Origin of the sequence: Jiangella endophytica (genome assembly GCF_003427025.1) — a bacterium.
Taxonomy (GTDB): domain Bacteria; phylum Actinomycetota; class Actinomycetes; order Jiangellales; family Jiangellaceae; genus Jiangella; species Jiangella endophytica.
Genome location: NZ_QVAI01000007.1, coordinates 248,676 through 264,253, shown reverse-complemented (window position 1 = coordinate 264,253; position 15,578 = coordinate 248,676). Strand labels below are relative to the sequence as shown.

At 71.8% G+C, this 15,578-nt stretch carries 17 protein-coding genes; 7 read left to right on the top strand and 10 right to left on the bottom strand.

Annotated elements, in window-relative coordinates; genetic code table 11:
• Window positions 1-195: 195 nt before the first annotated feature.
• Genes DZA62_RS16925 through DZA62_RS16915 form a run of 3 tightly spaced genes read left to right on the top strand, consistent with a single transcriptional unit; the run spans window position 196 to window position 3,133 of the window.
• Window positions 196-924 (top strand): hypothetical protein, encoded by a 729-nt coding sequence (locus tag DZA62_RS16925; protein ID WP_116950081.1) that lies wholly within the window; start codon window positions 196-198, stop codon window positions 922-924.
• Window positions 921-2,228 carry an O-antigen ligase family protein gene (locus tag DZA62_RS16920; protein WP_116950080.1) on the top strand — a complete coding sequence of 436 codons (1,308 nt, stop codon included), beginning with the start codon at window positions 921-923 and terminating at the stop codon, window positions 2,226-2,228. Before DZA62_RS16925 ends, DZA62_RS16920 begins: the two co-directional genes overlap by 4 nt.
• A complete protein-coding gene (locus tag DZA62_RS16915) occupies window positions 2,225-3,133 on the top strand; it encodes a glycosyltransferase family 2 protein (protein WP_116950079.1) in 909 nt (302 codons plus the stop codon). The genes DZA62_RS16920 and DZA62_RS16915 overlap by 4 nt, the downstream gene beginning before the upstream one ends.
• 159 nt (window positions 3,134-3,292) lie before the next feature.
• On the opposite strand, the gene DZA62_RS16910 is transcribed toward DZA62_RS16915, so the two are convergent.
• The 5 genes from DZA62_RS16910 to DZA62_RS16890 form a co-directional block, all read right to left on the bottom strand.
• A complete protein-coding gene (locus tag DZA62_RS16910) occupies window positions 3,293-4,825 on the bottom strand; it encodes a DUF4082 domain-containing protein (protein ID WP_157987724.1) in 1,533 nt (510 codons plus the stop codon).
• Window positions 4,826-5,058: 233 nt separating this feature from the next.
• Window positions 5,059-5,868, bottom strand: coding sequence for a hypothetical protein (locus DZA62_RS16905; RefSeq protein WP_116950077.1), 810 nt, complete (start codon window positions 5,866-5,868; stop codon window positions 5,059-5,061).
• Between the two features lie 88 nt (window positions 5,869-5,956).
• Complete coding sequence (locus DZA62_RS16900) at window positions 5,957-6,976, bottom strand: TolB family protein (protein WP_116950076.1); 1,020 nt, start codon at window positions 6,974-6,976, stop codon at window positions 5,957-5,959.
• A complete protein-coding gene (locus tag DZA62_RS16895) occupies window positions 6,973-8,286 on the bottom strand; it encodes an MFS transporter (protein ID WP_116950075.1) in 1,314 nt (437 codons plus the stop codon). The genes DZA62_RS16900 and DZA62_RS16895 overlap by 4 nt, the downstream gene beginning before the upstream one ends.
• Before the next feature lie 3 nt (window positions 8,287-8,289).
• On the bottom strand, window positions 8,290-8,964 hold the full coding sequence (locus DZA62_RS16890) for a hypothetical protein (protein ID WP_116950074.1): 675 nt from the start codon (window positions 8,962-8,964) through the stop codon (window positions 8,290-8,292).
• A gap of 188 nt (window positions 8,965-9,152) precedes the next feature.
• Here DZA62_RS16890 and DZA62_RS16885 point away from each other — a divergent pair, with 188 nt between their 5' ends.
• Window positions 9,153-9,767 (top strand): acyltransferase, encoded by a 615-nt coding sequence (locus DZA62_RS16885; protein WP_116950073.1) that lies wholly within the window; start codon window positions 9,153-9,155, stop codon window positions 9,765-9,767.
• The gene (locus DZA62_RS16880) at window positions 9,764-10,378 is read left to right on the top strand and encodes a hypothetical protein (RefSeq protein WP_116950072.1); all 615 of its coding nucleotides are present in this window, start codon (window positions 9,764-9,766) and stop codon (window positions 10,376-10,378) included. Before DZA62_RS16885 ends, DZA62_RS16880 begins: the two co-directional genes overlap by 4 nt.
• On the opposite strand, the gene DZA62_RS16875 is transcribed toward DZA62_RS16880, so the two are convergent.
• Window positions 10,363-10,770, bottom strand: coding sequence for a hypothetical protein (locus tag DZA62_RS16875; protein ID WP_116950071.1), 408 nt, complete (start codon window positions 10,768-10,770; stop codon window positions 10,363-10,365). The two genes, DZA62_RS16880 and DZA62_RS16875, sit on opposite strands and share 16 nt — an antisense overlap.
• 144 nt (window positions 10,771-10,914) lie before the next feature.
• On the opposite strand from DZA62_RS16875, the gene DZA62_RS16870 reads away from it, so the two are divergent.
• Complete coding sequence (locus DZA62_RS16870; RefSeq protein WP_116950070.1) at window positions 10,915-11,448, top strand: pyridoxamine 5'-phosphate oxidase family protein; 534 nt, start codon at window positions 10,915-10,917, stop codon at window positions 11,446-11,448.
• A 335-nt stretch (window positions 11,449-11,783) separates the two neighbouring features.
• Here DZA62_RS16870 and DZA62_RS16865 read toward each other — a convergent pair whose 3' ends face one another.
• Window positions 11,784-12,473: a GH25 family lysozyme gene (locus DZA62_RS16865; RefSeq protein ID WP_116950069.1), complete on the bottom strand. Its 690-nt coding sequence runs from the start codon at window positions 12,471-12,473 to the stop codon at window positions 11,784-11,786.
• Window positions 12,474-12,541: 68 nt separating this feature from the next.
• Between DZA62_RS16865 and DZA62_RS16860 the strand changes: the two genes are divergently transcribed.
• A complete protein-coding gene (locus tag DZA62_RS16860) occupies window positions 12,542-13,333 on the top strand; it encodes a class I SAM-dependent methyltransferase (RefSeq protein ID WP_116950068.1) in 792 nt (263 codons plus the stop codon).
• Here DZA62_RS16860 and trxA read toward each other — a convergent pair.
• The 3 genes from trxA to DZA62_RS16845 all read right to left on the bottom strand — a co-directional run bounded on the left by trxA (window position 13,323) and on the right by DZA62_RS16845 (window position 15,245).
• Window positions 13,323-13,646: a thioredoxin gene (gene trxA / locus DZA62_RS16855; RefSeq protein ID WP_116950067.1), complete on the bottom strand. Its 324-nt coding sequence runs from the start codon at window positions 13,644-13,646 to the stop codon at window positions 13,323-13,325. The two genes, DZA62_RS16860 and trxA, sit on opposite strands and share 11 nt — an antisense overlap.
• On the bottom strand, window positions 13,643-14,014 hold the full coding sequence (locus tag DZA62_RS16850) for a MerR family transcriptional regulator (RefSeq protein ID WP_116950066.1): 372 nt from the start codon (window positions 14,012-14,014) through the stop codon (window positions 13,643-13,645). Before DZA62_RS16850 ends, trxA begins: the two co-directional genes overlap by 4 nt.
• A 67-nt stretch (window positions 14,015-14,081) precedes the next feature.
• Window positions 14,082-15,245 (bottom strand): ROK family transcriptional regulator, encoded by a 1,164-nt coding sequence (locus tag DZA62_RS16845; RefSeq protein WP_116950065.1) that lies wholly within the window; start codon window positions 15,243-15,245, stop codon window positions 14,082-14,084.
• Between the last annotated feature and the right edge of the window lie 333 nt (window positions 15,246-15,578).

Genomic DNA, 15,578 nt, shown 5'->3' with positions numbered 1-15,578 from the left:
GCGTTCCCCCTGCTGAGCGCGGGGAGCGGAATTCGGTCGCCGGGTCACCAACGAGTCTGTGGGGGGTCGATGGTGGTGGGTGCGGCGTGGTCACGCGTGCCGGTGGCACGCCGGCACGACTGAGCGCCGGTCGCCTGGTGCACAGCCGGTCGCACGACCATCCCAGCCGGCCGCGGTGACGGCGGGGAGCCGGTCATGACTGAGTTCCTCGCCGCCGCGGGTCGCCGGTGGTACATCCTGCTGCTCGGGCTGCTGCTCACAGCGGGCCTCGGCGTCGGCGCGGCAGCCCTGTCCCCACCCACGTACTCCGCGCGCGGGCTCGTGCTGCTGCTGCCGCCGGCCGAGTCCGTCGGCGTCGGCGGCAATCCGTTCCTGGCGCTGGGGGCGCTCGACATGCCCGCCCGGATCATCGTGTCCTACCTCGACAGCCCGTCCGCCCGTGCGGGCGTCGAGGACGCGGTGCCGACCGCCCACTACGACGTCTCCATGGAGGAGGCCACCCGTGGCCCCGTCATCGCCATCGAGGTCTCCGACTCCACCCCCGACGGCGCCCTGACCACGCTGCAGGACATCGCCGACGCCGTGCCCGCCACGCTGGCGCGGCTCCAGCAGGAACTCGACGTTCCCGCCGCGTCGTCGGTCACGTCCATGCCGCTGACCATGAGCACCGAGGCCGGCGAGAACATCGGTGGCACGGTCCGGGCCGTGGTGGTCGCCGTCGGCGCCGGGTTGGTGCTGACCGTGGCGGCCGTCGTCCTGACCGACCGCTTGGTGCTGCGCTCCGCGTCACGCAGGCGGGCGATGCCTCGCTCGCGCACCGACACCGAGCCGGCGGTCCCAGAACGGCCCTCCGGCCCCGGGCCCGACGACGACACGCAGATCCTGCCCCGGCCCGCCGGGGGCGCCCGGAGGCGGGCACGGTGACTTCGCGGGCCGGCGCCGTCCCGCGGACGCGGACGCGGATCGACGCGGTCGCCTGGCTCACCGTCTACGTCGGCCTGCTCTTCTTCATCCCGTCCAAGCTGATCGTCGGCCCGCTCGGCAGCGCCGGCGCGCCCTCCATGGTGTTCGGCCTGGGCAGCCTGCTGCTCTGGATGTTCTTCTACGTCGGGGCGACGAAACCGGTCCGGGTGCGCGTCCAGCCGATCCGGATCGCGCTCTGCGCCTTCCTGTTCAGCGTCGGCGTGACGTACGCGCTGGCGATGTCCGGCCCGATCAACTCCGACGAGATCAGCCCCGCCGACGTCGCGCTGCTCGCGCTGGCGTCGTGGGCCGGCACCCTGCTCATCGCGCACGACGGTGTCCGCGACCGCGGCCGCCTGGACACCCTGGTCTGGCGCATCGCGGTCTGCGGCGGCGTCATCGCGGTGCTCGGCATCGCGCAGGTGCTCACCCATGAGGTCTGGGTCGACCGCATCTCGATCCCCGGCCTGACGGCGTCAGACGTCACCGGTGCCGAGTTGCGTGGCGGCTTCCTCCGGCCGCCCGGCACGGCCATCCACCCCATCGAATACGGCGTCGTGATCACGATGCTGCTGCCGCTCGCGCTGCACGTGGCGTTCCAGCACACCTGGCGGCGGCCCCTTGTCCGATGGTTCCCGGCGGCCGCGCTGGCCGCCGTCATCCCGGTGACGTCCTCGCGGTCGGCCTACATCGGGGCGGTCATCGGGGTGGCCATCTGCGCCATCGGCTGGCCCTCCATGCGCCGGCGGCTGGTCGCGGCGGTCGGTGTGGCAGGTGTGGTCGCGATGACCTTCGTGGCCCCGCACCTGCTCAACTCCATCGTCGGGCTGTTCACCGGCGCGTCCGAGGACCCGAGCATCGCGTCGCGCACCGACAGTTTCGCGCTCGCGGGCTCGTTCATCGCCGAGAACCCGTGGTTCGGCCGCGGTCTGGGCACCTTCCTGCCGAAGTACCGGATCTTCGACAACCAGTACCTGGCCTTGCTGGTGACCATCGGCGTGGTCGGGACCGTGCTGTTCGTCGCCCTCTGTGCGGTGGCCGTCGGGGTGCTGCTGCGGGTGCGGCGCGTCGTGCCGGACGAGTCCACGCGCGATCTGGCCGTGGCGCTGGTCGCCGCGATCGTCGTCGGATTCGTGTGCCTGGTGATGTTCGATGCGTTCGCGTTTCCGATGACCATGGGTACGCTCTTCCTGCTGCTGGGAACAGCGGGTGCACTACGCAAAATTGAAGATCTGGGGGGCAACATGCTCGTGGGGGGAACATGACCGGCGCGGCGGCCGACGTCGCCGTCGTCGTCGTGACGTACAACAGCGAAGGCCACATCGCCGACCTACTCGACAGCCTGCCCGCGGCGCTGGGCGAACTCCGCTACGGCGTCGTGGTGGTCGACAACGGCTCGGCCGACGGCACGCTGGACCTGCTCGACGCGCGGACAGACTGCGTCGTCGTCCGGTCGTCCAACGACGGCTACGCCGCGGGCATCAACCGGGCGGTGCGCTCGTCGCCGCCCGCACCGAGCGTTCTGGTCCTCAACCCCGACGCCACCCTCGACCCCGACGCCGTGCCGCTCATGCTCGACGTGCTGCGCAAGCCCGACGTCGGCATCGTCGCGCCGCGGACTCGGGAGGCCGACGGCCGGCTGTCACCGACGCTGCGGCGCGCTCCGACCCTCGGACGAGTGGGCGGGCTGAGCTTCACCGGGCTCGCCGTCTTCGCCGAGCGCATCGACGATCCGGGCGCGTACGAGGCCGAGCACGAGGTCGACTGGGCGGTCGGTGCGATCCTCCTGGTCGACCGCGAGTGCTACGACGCGCTCGGCGGGCTGGACGAGTCGTACTTCCTCTACTCCGAGGAGACCGACTTCTGCCTGCGCGCCCGCGACCAGGGCTGGGCGACGGTGTACACACCGATGGCCGGCGCCATGCACGTCGGCGGCGGGTCGGGCGAGAACGCGACCACGCACACCATGCAGATGATCAACCGCATCCGGCTCTATCGGCGCCGCACCGATGACCGCCGGGCGTGGGCGTACTTCGCGTTGACGCTTCTCGTCGAGTTCCGGCGCGGTGTCCTGGGCCACCGGGACTCCTGGACGACACTGCGGGCGCTACTGCAGCCGTCGAGGCGGCCGCCGATGCTGGGCGCCGGCGACGCGTTCCTGCCGCGCTGAGCACACGACCGCGTCATCGTCGTCGGAAGAACGCACACGACGGCGCCCATCCGCAAGCTCGTCGAGAACCGCGAGCTGAGACTGCGGATGGGCGCCGTCGTGCGTGACTACCGCACGCGCCACCCAATGTGGCAGCGCCGGATCGGCGTCAGGGGCCGGTCAGCTTCCCTCCTCCATCGAGCAGCTGATCGACTTGACCGGGTTCGGCTGTCCGGCACTGTCGAGCCGGACCACCTGCGCCTGCCATGCATCGAGCACCGAGCACTTCACGTTGATCGGCCCGTAGCCCCAGCTGCCTTCGACGACGTTGAGGTTGCGGACCGTGCCGGGCATGCCGTTGCGGAACGGGTAGCCACCGCCGGCGACCAGGAGCCCGTCGATGTCGAGCGAGGTGTTGCCCTGGCTGTGCGGGTAGAAGAAGGCGGCGGTGCCGTAGCAGCCGTTCTTCTCCTCGAGGATGACGGTGCTGTTGCGGACCTTCAGGTGCCCGCCGTAGTAGCCCTGGATGCCGTCGCCGTGCCAGTCACCGCACGTGGTCGGCGGCGAGACGCGCACGAAGGAGTCCTCGACCGTGACCGGGCCACAGCCGTTGTCGTCGCCACCGACGCGCAGGCCCTCCGGCGCACCGTCGATCATGATGTTGCGGGCCGTGTAGCCGCCCGGGCCGATGACCGGCGGGTCCTGAGGCGAGGTGCGGGATCGAGCACTGAAGTTCGAGTCCTCGATCGTGATGCCGGTGCGGCAGGCGTTCCGGGACACGTTGACGTACGTGCCGACGGCGTCGATGCGTCGCAGCGTCACGTTCGGCGCGTCGACCTGGATGGTGCCGTTGGTGACCCGCACGTCCTCGATGACGGCGCCGGCCTCGGTGACGCGTAGATCGCCGTTCACCTGACGCACCGGCGACCAGCCGTCCGGCAGACCGGCGGACTCCCGGGTCGGGAACTGGCCGGACTCCGGTGGCTCGACCGGGCGGGTCGGCGTGGGAGTGGGCGTCGGCTTCGGCGTCTGCGTGGGAGTGGGCGTCGGCTTCGGCGTCTGCGTAGGAGTCGGTGTCGGCTTCGGCGTCTGCGTAGGCGTGGGCGTCGGCTTCGGCGTCTCCGTAGGGGTGGGCTTCGGCGTCGTGGTCGGCGTCTCCGACGGCACCGGGGGCACCGGCGGGAGCTCGGTGGCGGACCTGTCGTAGACGATGTCGACCATGTAGTTCGAGCCGCGGTAGGTGTCGTCGGGGAAGGCGCTGCGACGGCCGTAGTGGTAGACGCCGGCGCCGTTCGTCAGGACGAAGCCGTTGCGGAGCTGCCTGCGGTCGAGGTCGCGCTCGGTCACCGCGTAGCCACCGCGGGGCGCGTGGTACGAGGCGACATAGGTCTCGCCGGCGCTCAGACGCACCGGGGTCTTCAGCGGCACGGTCCGCCACCCGACGGTCCGGCTGGGCGCGAACTCGGTGCGGGCGAGGACCTCGCCGTCAGCCGACCAGAGCGTGGCGGTGGTGACGTCGCGGGTCTGCGCCCCCTGGTAGTACTGCAGCGCGGTCACGCTGCCGTCCTGCTGAGGAGAGAAACGTACGCCCAACTCCACCGCGCGGCGGTCCGGATCGGTGGCAACGCGGGGCTTCAGGTCGTCGGAGAAGATGCCGTCCGTGGACGACGAGGAGTCGTCATTGAGGGCCCAGGCGACGGTGACGCCACTCACGATCGCGATGAGGGAGACGATCGCGGTGGAGAGGCGGATCCTGATGCGACGACGGCGGAGGCGACGAATTCGTCTGCTGGCACGGCTGCGGAGCGGGGTGTGAGTCATAACGGTCCAAATATCGGGGGCAGAACCACAGCACAGTCTCCCCATCAATCGGCGAACTCATGCACCGAAAACAAAAAACATTCGTCTGATTTCGGTACAGCTCTCATAGACCTGTCGTGGTATTCCTAGACCTCTGGTGCATTTCTTGCGGCGTGGAGATGATCGGATTCTTTCGGGCCGGCCCGATTGGACGTCGCATTCTTGCCCGATGATTCGGCCGTCTCGGGCGTGGCCGCCTCGGGTGGATCGGGCGCCTCGACGGGGTGCACCGGTGGGTGCGGAGCCGCGGCCTTCGCCTTCGGGCTGGTCTGCTCACGGCCACGGTTCGACCGCCGCTGGCGACGCCCGCCGATGAGGCCGTCGACCAGTCCGGTGACCAGCAGCGTGACGACGATGCCGACGCCGGCCAGGGCGCCGACGGCTCGGACCGTCGCGGTGCGCACGGTCTCGGGCTCCGCCGGCCCGGCCAGTCGCAGCACGGAGATGCGGTCGGCATCGGGCGACTGCACCTCGTCCTGGAGCACCCCCAGCCGCGTGGGCAGCTCGTCGAGGACCCGGGTGATGATGGCGCCGGCCGTCTCGGGTTCGGGGGCGGTCGACTCGATGACGATCATCGGGCCGTTCGTATTGGGGTCGGCGTCGATGGTGAAGTCGGCCCCCGGGAACTCGGCGAGGATCGGTTCGCGCACGTCGTCGGAGCTCAGCGAGCGGACGAGGACGTCTCGGGCGAGGATGAGTCCCTCGAGGTACATGAGCGGGTTGCCGCGCTGGGCGATGGTGGATTCTCCGGGCACGAGCGTCGCCGTGGCGGTGGACTCGTACGTGGGCGCGAGCCGCGTGGTCACCAGGAAGCACAGCAGCCCTGTGGCGACCAGCCCCACCAGCACCACGTACCAGCGCCGCAGCAGTGCGTTCAGGAGGTCACTGAGGATCACGAGTCGTCGACCTCGCCCATCGATAGGTGCCTGACCTGCAGTGTCTCACAGGCCAGTGGTTCTGGACGGCGCGTCGGAGCGTTGATCGTCATGATCGCACCACCGCTGGTGACCACGCCTGCGGGATCAGCACCCGCGGTTCTCCGCCCGTGGCCGGGACCGCCCACACGTCGCTGACGCCGGCCTCGCCGTCGCGCGGAAGGCCGTAGAGAAGAGTGTCGTCGTCGAGCCATTCGACCTGGTCGTCGACGTTGCGTTGCTCGTCGAGCACGGTCTCGTCACCGCTGGCGACGTCCAGGACCGCGATCGACCAGTGCACGCCGGGCCCGTCGTCGACGTCCTTCTTGAAGGCGATGCGGCTGCCGTCGGGGGACAGCGACGGGCACTCGACGCCGTCGCGGACGACGCTCAGCGTCCGCGTCTCGAGATCGCCGCGAACCAGCCACGTGTGACCGAGCGCCCGGGATTGGGCGGTCGCATAGAAGGTGGAGTCGTCGGCGAACGTGACGCCCCACATATTCCGGTCGACCGGAGCGATCTTTTCGCCGTCGACGAGGAGATCGAATTCTTCGATGTTCCCGTAGTCGCGGCCGCCGATCTCGTGGATCATCGTCTCGGTGGAGAATCCCGTCGACATGTAGGAATGGCCGGTGACGAATGACGTCGTGGCCACGAGAGAGCCGTCGGGCGACAGCCGGGTGCGACTCGGAATTCCCGGCAACGGCCATGATTGCGTCGGCTGCCAGTTCGCGTCGAGCACTGAGGCCTCGAAGGTGGTGACGATGCCGCGGTCGGTGCGCAGGCACACCGTGCGGTCGCCGGTGGTGTCGACGCGGTCGCAGGCGATCGGCGCCACCTCGCGCGGGCCGCCGGGGTCGTCGGCGGCGACGGCGGCGACCCGGCCGTACAGATCGCCGGGCGCCGTGCTGCGGAACACGATCCGGTTGCCGGTCACCGTCACGTCCGCCGGGACGAGGTCGACGTCGCTGGCGGTCGTCTGGGCATCACGGCTGCGGACGTACTCCGACCAGCCGTAACCGCCGGCCGCCACGACGACCACGAGGACGACGAGGGCGAAGCCGATGACCCGCCGGTTGCGCGCCGTCATGCCGGAACGCCGCCAGGGACGGGCCGCGCGGAGTCGAGGCCACGCAACGCCAGGAAGCACACCGGGACCGCGACCGCGAGGAGCGCCGCCACCAGCAGCATCGCCGGGCTGCGGCCCAGTCCGTACCAGAGGACGCCGAACGCCGCCGCCGCGATCATCCGGGTGACGGCCACGACCGTCTGCGCGGTCCCGATGGCGGCGGCCCGGACCGAGGTGTCGGCCAGTTGGCCGGCGAGCGCGGCCAGGACGCCATCGGTGGCGGCGTAGAACACCCCGAGCAGCACGAGCGTCGCGACGGTCAGCCCGGCCATGCCGGTGGCCGACCCGGCGCACAGGTAGGCGGCGAGCAGCGCCAGATGCCCCAGGACGAGCACGCGGGCGCGGCCGACGCGGTCGGCGAGCCGGCCCACCGGGATGGCCAGCGCGAGGTAGGCCACGTTGGTCCCGACGTACAGGAGCGGAAACCACTGGGTGGCGAACCCGTCGCGCGACTGCAGCGCGAGATAGATGAAGCCGTCGCCGATGGTGAGCAGTCCCAGGACGCCCGAGACGATCAGCAGCCGGCGCAGCCGCGGCTCGGCCACCGAGCGCCAGCTGAACGGGCGGCCGGCGGGCTTCTCGGCCGGCTCGCCGGGTTCGGCCGGTTCGCCGGGTTCGGCCGGCTCGGCGGCGGCGCGCCGGCGCGGCCGGACGTCGGGCACCAGCAGGGCCAGCAGCGCGAACCCGATGACCGCGCAGCCCAGTGACAGGACGAAGACGGTGGTGTAGCCGTCCGGGATGGCCCACAGGATGACGAAGGCGAGCAGCGGGCCGAGCGCGGCGCCGATGGTGTCGAGGGTGCGGTGCACCCCGAACGAGCGGCCCAGGTGCGCGGGGTCGGACGCCGCGGTGATCATCGCGTCGCGGGGTGCCGTCCGGATGCCCTTGCCGACCCGGTCGATCGCCACCAGCGCCGTGATGGCGGCGAAGCCGGAGGCGATCAGCAGCCCGGCCCGGGTGACCATCGACAGTCCGTACCCGACGACGGCGACCCACTTCGGGTGGTCGCCGCGGTCGGCCGCCCAGCCGCCGGCGATGCGGACCAGCGCGCTGGCCCCCTGCATCAGGCCGTCGATGAAGCCGTAGGCGATGGTCGTGAGGCCCAGCGCCGCCGTGACGTAGAGCGGCAGGATCGCCGCCACCGCCTCGGACGAGATGTCGGTCATCAGGCTCACGACGCCCAGCGTCACGACGACCGACGAGACCTTGCCCTTCGTTCGCGGCGGAGACTGCTGGCCGGCCTTCGGGCGGTCGCGCAGGGTGATGTACATCCGTCAGCCCTGGGCGACCAGCACGCCGGTCACGCTGAACACCGTCTCCTCGTCGGCCGTCCGCGAGCTCACCACCAGGGAGTCGCCGGACCGGGAGAACGCCGCCGCCGTGGTGCCGGCCACCGTCGGCACGACGTCCTCGGCGAACCCGCCTCCGACGAAGAGGGCGCGGTAGTGCCCGACCACCTCGTCGGGCGACCCCGGTGCCGTGCCCTCCAGCATGACCTGGACCCGCTCGCCCTCGGCCGACACCGCGCTCGCGGTGACCGTGGCGTCCGGCACGAGGTCGATGACGCCGACCGGGAAGCCGTCGACCAGCTCGCCGCTCGCGCTGCCGTCCGGCGGAACCTGCGCCAACGACTCGGCCGCGGGCGCGTCGGCGTAGAGCTCGTCCAGCCGGGGCGGCTCGGTGCCCTGCGGCTGCGGGATCACTTCGCTGCCGTCGCCCTCGGTCGCACCGCCGCTGCCGGTGGCCGTGCTGCCGGGCGTGGCTCCGGCGTCGCCCGGGCTGCCCTGATCGGTGGGTTGGTCGGTGGGCTGCGCGCCGGGCGCCATGCCCGACGGGTCCGGCGCGGCAGCCGACTGGGTGGCGTCCCGCGGCTGGTCCGCGGCACTGGGCGACTCGTCGTCGCCGGAGCAGCCGGCCACGGCGCATGCGAGCACCACGGCAGCGACCATGGCTGGTGTGTGTTTCACGGCGGCCCCCCACCCGTGTGAACACCTGCAGAACGACGAACTGCCCTCCCCGCGGCTCGTCACAGGCGAATACTCACTGTAGCCTCATCCCGCGCATCTCCGCTATGCAAGACGCGGCGGGCGCCGGGAGCGGGTGGGCTCCGGCAGCATGACTCGACGAGGGGGCTCGAGTGGACGCAAGGATCGACGCGTCGGCCGACGTCGACGCGCGCGCGGCCGTCGGCGACGGCACGACGGTGTGGCATCTCGCGCAGATCCGTGAGGACGCCGAGGTCGGCGCGGACTGCGTCATCGGACGCGGCGCCTACATCGGACCAGGTGTCCGGGTCGGCGCGGCGTGCAAGATCCAGAACTACGCGCTGGTCTACGAACCGGCGGTGCTCGAGGCCGGTGTGTTCGTCGGCCCGGCGGCCGTGCTGACCAACGACCTGTATCCGCGTGCGGTCAATCCCGACGGCACCCTGAAGTCCGCCGACGACTGGACGCCGGTGGGCGTGACGGTGCGTGAAGGCGCATCCATCGGCGCACGTGCCGTGCTGATCGCGCCGGTGGTGGTCGGGCGCTGGGCCACGGTCGCGGCCGGCGCGGTGGTGGCCGGCGACGTGCCCGACTACGCGCTCGTGGCCGGCGTCCCGGCGCGCCGGTTGCGGTGGGTGGGGCGGGCCGGCGTACCGCTGGAGGCGGACGGCGACGGGCGGTGGCGGTGCCCCGTCACCGGCGACCGGTTCGCCGAGACCGACGGCGGGCAGGCCGTCGAGCCGGTGGCCGCGGCCGAGGCGGGATGACCGGCCGGACCACCCGGCGTCTGCTCACCCTGCTCGCCGCCGCGGCGTCGCTCGGCGCCGCGGTCGCGGTCGCGTACGTGCTGGGCGGCACGTCGTGGGGGACCGGGATCGAGAGCTCGGCCGCCGACGCCGTGTCCGGCTGGCGCGACGGAGTCTGGCGCCTGCTGCGCGGCGGCTTCGGCCGCATCGTGCCGCCGTTCGTGCTGGTGTTGATGGCCGTGCTGATCGTCGTGACCTACCGGCGCGATCCGCGGGCGGCGCTGTTCGGCGCCGTCGTCGCCGCCGGCGCCAACCTCACGGTGCAGGCGTTCAAGGCGGGCCGGCTGCCGTTCCCGCCGAGTGCGCGCTCGTCGGGTGAGGCCCTGCTCAGCGGCCACGTGCCGCTGGTGCTGTCCGCGGCGCTGCTGGCCGTGCTGGCGGCGCCGGCCGCGGCACGCCGGTGGGTGAGCGCCCTGGCGGTCCTTGCCGTCGTCGCGACCCTGGCGGAGGTGGTCGTCAGCGGCTGGCACACCGTGGGCGAGGCCGTCGCCCCGGTGCTGGTCTTCCTCGCCTGGGTGCTGCTGGCCGACGTCGTGACGGGTGGCGCCCGGAGACGTCAGCCCTGCCGGTAGAGCGGGGCCGCGCCGGAGGTGGCGCCGGATCGGACCGCCGGCTCTGCCGTCGTGGTGTCGGTACGGGTATGGGTGTGCGCCTGGCCGAGCCAGTCGCTCACCACGGGCTCCTCGGCGTCGCGGCCGGCCGTCCGCTCGTGCCGGGCGACCTGCTCGCGCAGGTACTCGATCTCCTCGCGCCGGGAACGCGAGCGGTTCACCCCGGCGACGATCGCCAGGATCCCGAGGAACAGCAGCAGGCCCGCAGCGACGCCGGCGGCGAAGACGCCCCAGACCGGCGAGTCGAGGTCGACGTCGAAGGCGCTGAGCGTGACGGTGTCGCCACCGGCGATGACGGCGATGACGACCGCTGCGGCGGCAGCGACGAGGAGGATCAGTCCGAGCACGATCATGCCGGGTCCCTTCGGGGGGCAGACGTCGGGTCAGTAGACATCTCTTCCCGCGCCCACATCGGGGCAAACCCGGACGTCTCACACGAGTCGTTCCGGCGCGGTTCCTGGTCTACTCGTCAGAGAGGACGTCGAAGGAGGGCGACGATGACCACACCGACCAGTGACCGGAACCTCGACGGCTACGGCGCGCCGCTGATCCCGTGGGCGAAGGTGCGTGCGCGTCTGGACGCGGGCGTGCCCCAGGCACCCGGCGACGGTGGTCCGAACCGGCACACCTGCTGGCTGGCGACGACCTGGCCGGACGGCCGGCCGCACGTGATGCCGCTCGGCGCGCTGTGGATCGACGGCGCCTTCTACTTCACCTCCGGGCCGGGCACCCGCAAGTCGCGCAACCTGGCCGCCGACCCGCGGTGCGCGATCACCGTCGCGCTGGACCCGTTCGACGTGGTCCTCGAGGGGGCGGCGGAGCGCGTGACCGACGATGCGACGCTGCGACGGGTGCGCGACGCGTTCGCGGCCGAGGGCTGGGAGCCGACGGTCGAGGGCGAGGCGTTCACCGCCGAGTACAGCGCTCCGAGCGCCGGCCCGCCGCCGTGGTACGTGTACCGCCTGGTCCCGTCGACGGCGTTCGCGCTGGGTACCGAGGACCCTTTCGGCGCGACGCGGTTCACGTTCTGACGCCTGGTCGCGCGAGTCCGATTCCGGTGGGGCGGGCGGGCCGCGGTGAGTGCTTGTGGACAACGATGATCATCAACGATCGCGGACAACACCAGGCGTTCTCCCGCTCCACCAGGCATGCATACCTCGTGATGCGCCAGAACGCCTCATGGCCTCGCCCCCTGGGTGCAGGCCTCATCCGGACCGGTCACCTTGGCAAGGCTCACCGCCCCGCAAACCGGGACGAGACGGACAGTCCGGCGACTGTGGACCTTGCCAAGGACGAAGACCAGCGCGCTGGGCGCCGAGGACCCCTACGGCGCGACGCGGTTCACGTTCTGACACTCGGGGGATCCCTACGGCGTGTCGCCGTTGCGCATGATGTCGAGGTCGACCGGGCCGTCGATGCCGTCGACCCGGGCGAAGGTGTTGACCTGCCAGACGTGCCAGCGCTCGTCGGTGGGCCGGCGGAAGAAGCGGTAGTCCCAGAGCCGCCGGTCCAGACCGTCGCGAACCGGGTAGACGTCGTCCCAGTCGGGGCGGACGTAGAACAGCAGGTCGCGGCCCCACGCCTGCTCGACCAGCTGCACGAACGCGTCGACCTCGGCGGCCACCTGGTCGGCGGGCGGCCGCTCGCTGCAGTTGCCGGTCAGCTCCAGGTCGATGACCGGCGGCAATGCGTCGTCGTCGGGCGGCGCGACGGAGAGGAAGTTCTCGGCCTGTGCCTCGCCCGGCGCGCAGAGGGTGAAGAAGTGGTAGGCGCCGCGGTCGAGCCCGACCCGGGCGGCGCCGGCCCAGTTCTCGTCGAACCAGTCGTCGACCCAGCCCTGGCCCTCGGTGGCCTTGATGTAGGCGAACTGGATGCCGTCGCCGGCGACGGCATCCCAGTCGATCTCGTCCTGGTGCGCCGAGACGTCGATGCCGTAGCGCTCGCCGTTCTCCAGCGCCGGCCGCCAGTGCGGGACGACGACGAACCAGAGCAGCGCGCCCAGTCCGAGCGCTGCCACCACCACCACGGACATGGTGATGATGATGCGGCGCCGCATGTCTCGTCCCCCCGATCCGTCCCCTTCGTCCGCCACCCTAACCGGCGGAAGGGACGTATCGTCGGCTCATGGCGCCGGACGTCTGGGCTGAGGGCGACGCCTACGAGGCGTACGTCGGCCGGTGGAGCCGCCGGGTCGCCGCCGCGTTCGTGCCCTGGCTGGACGTGCCCGGTGGCGCGCGGTGGGTCGACGTCGGCTGCGGCACGGGCGCGCTCACCGAGGCCGTGCTGACGCTGGCCGCGCCCGACTCCGTCGTCGGCGTCGATCCGTCGGACGGGTTCCTGGCCACCGCCCGCGCGCGGGTCCCGGACGCGACGTTCGCGCTCGGCTCGGCGGCGGCGCTGCCGGTCGCGGCCGGCGCCGCCGATGCCGTCGTCAGCGGGCTGGTGCTGAACTTCGCGCCCGACGCTCTGGCCGCCGCGGCGGAGTTCGTCCGGGTGGCCGCGCCCGGCGCCGTCGTGGCCGCCTACGTGTGGGACTACGCCGAGGGCATGCAGCTGATGCGGCACTTCTGGGCGGCCGCCGCCGACGTCGACCCGGCCGGTGCCGACCTGGACGAGGGTGCTCGCTTCCCGCTGTGCCGGCCGGAGCCGCTGACCCGGCTGTGGCGGGCGGCCGGGCTGGCCGACGTCACGGTCCGGTCCATCGACATCCCCACGGACTTCGCGACGTTCGACGACTACTGGCGTCCGTTTCTCGGCGGCCAGGGCGCCGCGCCCGGGTACCTGGCGACGCTGCCGACGGCGAGGCAGGAGGCGATCCGCGCGGCGGTGCGACTACGGCTCCCGGTCGCGGCGGACGGCTCGATCGCGCTCACCGCCCGGGCCTGGGCGATCCGTGGCCTGTGGCTCAGCGGCTGAGCGCGTCGTCCAGCTCCTTGAGCAGCCGGGCCTTCGGCCGCGCCCCGACCAGCGCCTGCACCGGCTCGCCGTCGACGAACAGCATGAGCGTGGGCAGCGACATCACGCGGTAGCGCGCGCCCACCTCGGGGTTCTCGTCGTTGTTGATCTTGCGGATCGCGATGGTGCCCTCGAGCTCGCCGGCCAGCTGGTCCAGCATCGGCGCGATCATGTGGCACGGCGGGCACCATTGCGCCCAGAAGTCGACCAGGACCGGGATGTCGCTCCGCAGCACCTCGCGGTCGAACGTCTCGTCGGTGACGGTGAGGGTCATGGCCGGGCTCCCTGCTGTCGCGCCTGGGCGTCGTCGAGTTTGGTCTGGATGCCGGCGCGGATCGCCGTCAGCCGGTCGAGGTAGCCGTCGACCTCGGCGAGCTTGCGCCGGTAGGTCTCGATCGAGTCGGCGCAGGAGTCGCCGGACTCGTGGCCCGAGCGCAGGCACTCCACGAACGGCCGGGTGTCGTCGAGGCTGAAGCCGATGTTCTGCAGGGTCTGGATCTCGGTGACCAGCCGCAGGTCGTCCTCGTCGTACTCGCGATAGCCGTTCGGGGCGCGCTGCGCCATCAGCAGGCCCTGGGACTCGTAGAACCGCAGTGCGCGCGTGGTGGTGCCGGCACGTTGCGCGAGGTCGCCGATTCGCATGCCTCGACGGTAATCCTTGACGCGAGCGTCAAGGCAAGGACGACACCGCCTCGCCCGGCAGCCCGCTCTACGGCTGGTCGGCCGGGGGTGCCGCCGTGTAGACGTCCAGGAGGCGCCGCTCGGCGTCGGAGAGAGCGAGCCGCACGGCGCCGAGCGCGACGGCGTCGTCACCGAGCTGGGAGAGCTCCAGCCGGGGTGTCACCAGCGCACGCCGGCTCAGATGCCGCCGCAGGCCGGCCAGCATCGCGTCGCCGGCGAGGGCGACGCTGCCTCCGATGATGACCAGTTCCGGGTCGATCGCGGACACGAAGGAGGCGAGGCCCCGTGACAGCCGGGCGCAGGCCTCGTCCACCGCCTGCACCGCCCGAGCGTCGCCGGCGGCCGCCGCTGCGAGGACGGCGGCCGCATCGGCGCCGTCGAAACCGAGGCTGCGTGCACGGCGCAGGATCCATGCGGTTCCGGCCGCGGACTCGAGCGGGCCGAGCCCGTCGGGCTGAACGCCCTCCGGTTCTTCCTCGAGCTCGAGGAAGCCGAGCTCGCCCGCCGCTCCGTGGGCACCACGGTGCAGCTCCCCGTGCACCAGCACGGCCGCACCCACCCGGGCGCCCCACTGCACGAGGATCAGGTTCTCGGCGTCGCCGCCGACACCGTTCCAGCGCTCGGCCATGACGGCGAGGTTGACGTCGTTCTCGACGCGGACGGAGCACTCGACGTTGCGCCGGAACAGGCCGCCCAGCTCCAGCGAGCTCCAGCCGGGAATCGACGGCGCCTGTACGACGGCGCCGCGTTGCTCGTCCACGATCCCCGGCGTTCCGATGCCCACCGCGGCGAGCGTGGACGACGCGACGGGGACCGCGGCGAGCGCCTGGCCCATCGTGGCCTCGACCTGCTCCAGCAACTGGGCATGGCTGCTCGCCTCGTCGACGTCACGCCGAACGCGAGAGACGACGGTTCCGCTCAGATCCGCGACGGCGCAGTAGATCTTGTGCGGTCCGACGTCGATCCCGAGCACGTACCGCGCGTCGGCGCGGAATCGCAGAACGCGGGCCGGCCGGCCCATGCGAGGCAGGTCGGGTTCGGGTGCCTCGGTCTCCTCGACCCATCCGTCGGCCATGAGTGTCGACACCGCGGCACTGACCGTGGGACGGGACAGGCCGGTCGCTCGGATGAGGTCTGTCACGCGTGCCGTGCCCGCGGCGCGGATGGCGCTGAGCACCGCCGCGCAGTTCATGAGCCGCAGTACCTGGGGCCCGCTGCCATGTCCGGTTTGAGTCACTTCCACCCCTTGACACCGACGACTCGTACCAAGATAGTGATCATTCACACATAGTTAGGGAAGCTTCCTTACTAAGTCTAGGTGGTGGTCCACGACCGCTGTCAGAGGCTGCCGCGTGTGTCCTCGACGACCGGGCGTCCCGGCCCTGGATCGTGCGAGCACCGCGATCGCGGCGGCTCCGTCCCTCCGAAGCCAGGCTCTGCTTGCCGGCACCTGCAGGGCGCTACCCACGACGTTCAAACGCAGTAGATCAACACGGCGTTCGTTCAGGTCACTACCGGTCTCCCC